The sequence below is a fragment of the Streptomyces graminilatus genome (assembly GCF_001418565.1).
GTDB lineage: Bacteria > Actinomycetota > Actinomycetes > Streptomycetales > Streptomycetaceae > Streptomyces > Streptomyces graminilatus.
The window spans coordinates 1-4,623 of sequence record NZ_LIQQ01000588.1 but is presented as its reverse complement, the minus strand read 5'-3'; the positions used below and the strand labels follow the sequence as shown (position 1 = coordinate 4,623).

At 73.3% G+C, this 4,623-nt stretch carries 3 protein-coding genes; all 3 read left to right on the top strand.

Translation table 11 applies throughout. The features are described 5' to 3' along the window. Positions 1–133: 133 nt before the first annotated feature. Genes AOK08_RS37290 through AOK08_RS37280 form a run of 3 tightly spaced genes read left to right on the top strand, consistent with a single transcriptional unit; the run spans position 134 to position 4,393 of the window. Positions 134–2,701 carry a hypothetical protein gene (locus AOK08_RS37290; protein WP_055534354.1) on the top strand — a complete coding sequence of 856 codons (2,568 nt, stop codon included), beginning with the start codon at positions 134–136 and terminating at the stop codon, positions 2,699–2,701. Beyond that, complete coding sequence (locus AOK08_RS37285; RefSeq protein ID WP_063794209.1) at positions 2,694–3,839, top strand: hypothetical protein; 1,146 nt, start codon at positions 2,694–2,696, stop codon at positions 3,837–3,839. The genes AOK08_RS37290 and AOK08_RS37285 overlap by 8 nt, the downstream gene beginning before the upstream one ends. Further along, positions 3,836–4,393 carry a Pycsar system effector family protein gene (locus AOK08_RS37280; RefSeq protein WP_055534352.1) on the top strand — a complete coding sequence of 186 codons (558 nt, stop codon included), beginning with the start codon at positions 3,836–3,838 and terminating at the stop codon, positions 4,391–4,393. Before AOK08_RS37285 ends, AOK08_RS37280 begins: the two co-directional genes overlap by 4 nt. Positions 4,394–4,623: the final 230 nt, after the last annotated feature.

Below are 4,623 nucleotides of genomic sequence, written 5' to 3'. Positions count from 1 at the left end.
TCCCTGCGGACACCCCCCGCACCGCCCCGGTCGACGACTCCCGCAACAGCTTCCACGCCCAGCGCGACATCGAGGTGCACCAGGGCAACACCTACCAGCGGGAAGTCCACTTCGGGTCGAAGGGCGACAGCAAGTGAGCGACGACCAGCAGCCGGACGACGCCCCCGGCACTCCCCGCGAGGACGCGAAGAACGAGGCCAGGTCCCCCGGGAAGGAGCCGCCCGAGGGGAAGGGCACCGACCGGGAGAACAACGGCGACAAGGACAAGGACGGAGACAAGGAGGGGGACAAGGACGGGGACAAGGCCCGGGAGGAGGACGAACGGGCGCTCGCCGCCGAGCGGTTCAAGGAGTACACCCGCGCGCCGTTCGCCGAGGAGCAGGGCGAGGACGCGCCCACCGACCTAGCCGCCGCCTCCCGCACGCGCCGCGCCACCCGGACGCTGTTCGAGGCCGGCCGCGACCTCACCAGCGTCAGCGGCTCGTCCTTCGGCAGCGCCCACTTCGGCGACATCTTCCTCGGCGTCGACCCCCGCCCGCACGGCTCCGGCCTGCGCAGCGGGCCCGTCCCCGCCGAGGAGCTGCGCAGGCTCCGCCGGGCGCACGTCGTCCCCGACGGCTACGTACGACTGCGGAGCGCCCTGCGCGCGGGCCGGCTGCTGGTGCTCGGCGCGGCCCCCGGCACGGGACGTACGAGTACGGCGCTCTCCCTGCTCGCCGAGGTCACCGCCGACCTCCCCGAGGCCCCCGAGGACACGGAGGCCGCCGACGGTTCACGGGTGCGCCGGGTCGATCCGGACGGCGGGGTACGGCAGTTGGCGGCCCGGCTGGGCGGCGACGACTTCCCGGGCCGCACCGGCTATCTGCTGGAACTGTCGCTCACCCGGCCCGGCGCGCGGCCCCCGGACGAACTGGACCTCGACGAACTGGCCACCACCCTGGCCCGGTTCGAGGCCTACGCGGTGCTCGTCGTCACCGTCGGCTCGGCGGCGGGCCCCCTGCTCGCCGGCCGCTACGGCATGCTCTGCCCACCCGCGCCCACCCAGGAACTGCTCACCACCCGGCTGCGGGAACGCCTGGAGGAGCGGCTGGAGAAGCAGCCGTCGGGCGCCCTCGGAGTGGAGCAACTACTCGCCCGCGCCGAGGAGTTGGCGGGGCAGCCGGAGGTCGTCGAAGCGGTCGGCCTCAAGGATCTGCGCCCCGCCGAGGCAGAACTCCTCGCCTCCCTGCTGGCCGGACATCTGCTCGGCGACCTGCCGTACGAGGAGCTGCTGACTCGCTGCCGCAGACTCGCCGCCGACCAGGCACAGGAGTGGTTCGCGGGCGTCGACCGCGCGCTCGCCGCACAACCGCGCAAGGGCACGGGGGACGGGGAGGGCGGCGGCGCCGAACGGCCGGGCACCGCCGCCCTGTTCCACCCGGTGGCGTTCCGGATCGCGCTCGCTGTCCTGGGCGGGGCCTCGCACAGCGCGGTGTCCTCCGCCGCCCATCTGCTGACCTGGGAACTGTCCGTCCAGTGCGACCCCGACCACACCCCCGCCCGCCCCCTGTTCTGCGACGACCCGGTCGCCGACCTGGCCCTCTCCCGCGCCGAGAGCGTCCCCGGCGAGGTCGAGGTGGCCGGGGCCGGGGTGGCGGCGCGGCTGATCTGGTACCAGGGCAGCGCGCTGCCGTCGGCGGTGCTGACCGAGCTGTGGGACCGGCACTTCCCGGTGCGGGCGCCGGTCGTACGCTGGCTGCGGCTGCTGGCGGACGACCAGCGGCCCCAGGTGTGGGTGCGCGCGGCGGTCGCCGCCGGGGAGCTGTGCGTACGGGACTTCGACCACGGGTACGCCGAACTGGTCCGGCCGCTCGCCGGGGGCAGCGCCCACCGCAGGCTGTTCGCGGCCACGATGCTGGACCAGGCGGCCGGTCACACCTCGCACCGCAAGGCCGTACGGAAACTCGTCGAGGACTGGAGCCGGTCCGGGACCTGGACCCTGCGCTCGACGGCGGCGGCGGCACTCGGCTACGGCAACTGCGCGGACACCATCGACGACGCCCTGGACGCGCTGGCCCGGATCGGGGTCCGCGAGGACGGCAACCAGTCGCTGCGCGCCGCCGCCGCGTTCAACGTCGTACGGCTGCTGGCGCTGCCGGACGAGGAGCAGGCCGTGAAGGTGCTGCGGCGGATGTCCGACTGGATCCGGCACAAGCGGGAGGCGTACCAGACCCTCGGTCTCGCGGCCACGATCTGGCTCGCCGAGTCCAGGGTGGACAAGCTGCTGATCGACGAGCCGGAGCCCGCGCTCGGTGAGCGCGGCGACTGGCCGCTCGCCCTCGCCCTGGCCGCGACCCGGCCCGGACTCGCCGAGCCCATGGCCGACCTGATGTGGACCGCGCTGAACACGCCCCGCTCGAAGGATGTGGCCATGGACGCGCTGGAGAACATGCTGCGCACCGCCGTCCGCAAGGACGGCACGGAGTGGACGCGGCCGGGGCTGGCGGAGCTGCTGCCCGCGCTGTTCACCAAGGAGAACGACCGGCGGCGGCTGGACTGGCTGCTGCGCCGAATGATGAACGATCCGGACGACCCGTTCCCCGACGGCCGCGCGCGCCCCCTGTGGTGGCTCGCGGTCGACGACCGGCGTACCCGGACCGGCCACAACGGCCACAACGGCCAGATCGGTCAGATCGGCCAGGAGGAGAGAAGCCATGGCTGACCACGACGAGGCCACCGGGGCGGCGAACCCGACCGGCCCGTTCCTGACGGAGTACGCGCCGAACGGCGTCCAGCCGCAGGTCAGCGCCCAGAAGGCGCTGGTGCTGTTCTACCGGAACGGCGGCCACAGCGTCGTCACCGTGAGAGGTACCCAGCACGTGGACAAACGGGCGCTGGCGCGGCCGTACAACATCTGCGAGATCGCGCTCGGCACCTATCAGACACCGCTGGAGATGGAGTTGCCCGCGGCGGGCGGGACCAGCTTCTTCAAGGCCGAGGTGGACATCCAGTGGACGGTGGAGAGTCCGTACCTGGCCGCCGTCGAGGTCGTGAAGGACGTCGCCGGACGGCTCACCTCCCCGGTCCTGGAGCGGCTGCACGAGGTCACCTCGACCTACCGGGTGCACGAGGCCGAACAGGCCAACCGGGCCATCACCCGGGAGTGCGCGGGCGGACGCTGGGGCCAGCTGGGCGCCGAACTCGGCCTGCGGGTACGGCTGTACGTACGGCTGCGCGTCGACGACCGGTCGATCGAGTACATGAACGGCATCCGGGACGCGCAGGCCTCCGCCGAGCTGACCCTGGTCCACCAGGCGCGGTTCCGGGCCATGTTGCAGGGCGGGGAGCTGGAGCAGCTCAGCTACATGCTGGCGGCCGAACCCGCGGAGGCCAAGGAGTTCCTGGAGAAGATCCGGCAGGAGGGCCGGGCCGACGAGAAGGAGCGCGTCGACCTGCTGTTCGACATGCTGAAGAGCGGCCAGATCCAGTCCAACGACATGGAGACACAGGCCCTCAACCTCCTCAACCGGGGGCGCCTGGGCGGGGTCAGCGGCCCGATCGGCTCCCTCCCGGCCCGCCGCGACGGCCGCACCGACCGGCCCACGCCGGAGCTGGAGGCGTCCACCGCCGAACCCTTCACCCCGGACTGGGTCTCCGACACACCCCCCGACAACGCCCGCCGCCACGGCACCCACCAGGCGGACCCCTACCCGCCCGAGGACGACACCGCCCCGGAACCGCCCCGCCGCAAACGCCCCCGGGACGACGGCTGGGACTGGGCGTACGACGCCGATGGCGACTCCGACTCCGACACCGGTCGCGGGAACGGGACCGGACCCCGTGAGGGGACCGGACGGTGACCGGTGACGGGGGAACCACAGGACTGGTCGGGCCCGAGCCGCACGGGGGTCGGCACGGGCCCGATCGCGGCGGGGAACAGGTGACCGAGCGCGTCGCCGAGCGGCTGCTCAGCACCGTCCGGGAGGATCTCGGGCGGGCCGACTCGAAGGCGGCCGTGCTGCTGTCGGGGACGCTCGCGCTGCCCGCCTTCCTCATCGGCTGGCAGGGCGCCCCCGGCTGGCGGGGACCCGCCGACGTGACGCTGATCCTCGCCGGTCTGCTCTGGGCGGTCGCGGTGACCGCGCTGGTCGGGGCGCTCATGCCGCGCACCGGCACGGTCCGGGCGCGGGACGGGGTGACGTACTTCGGCGATCTGGTGGGTGCCCGCCGCGACCTCGCGACGCTCACCGCCCGGGTCGCCGACGCGGGGCGCGATCCGGCGGGCTGGCTGCTCGTCCAGGCGGTCGACGTCAGCGCGATCCTGTCCGCCAAGTACCGCGCCATCCGCTGGGGGGTGGGCTCCCTCGCCCCCTCGGCGGCGCTGGCCCTGGCCTGGAGCATGACGGCCCGCTGAGGTCACTCCACAGGCCCGCGAATTCACCTATTACGACGTATCGGCGCGCACCACGGAACCCGTGCGCGCCCAGTGGCGACGATCCAGGAACACCGGGAAAACGGGAAACAGGGGACGGCCGTGGGACAAGTCGACGGAGCACGAGAGACCAGAACCAGAACAACGACAACGACAACGACAACGACGAGAACGCGAACAGGAGCACGGGCACAGGCGGGAAGGGGGCGGGC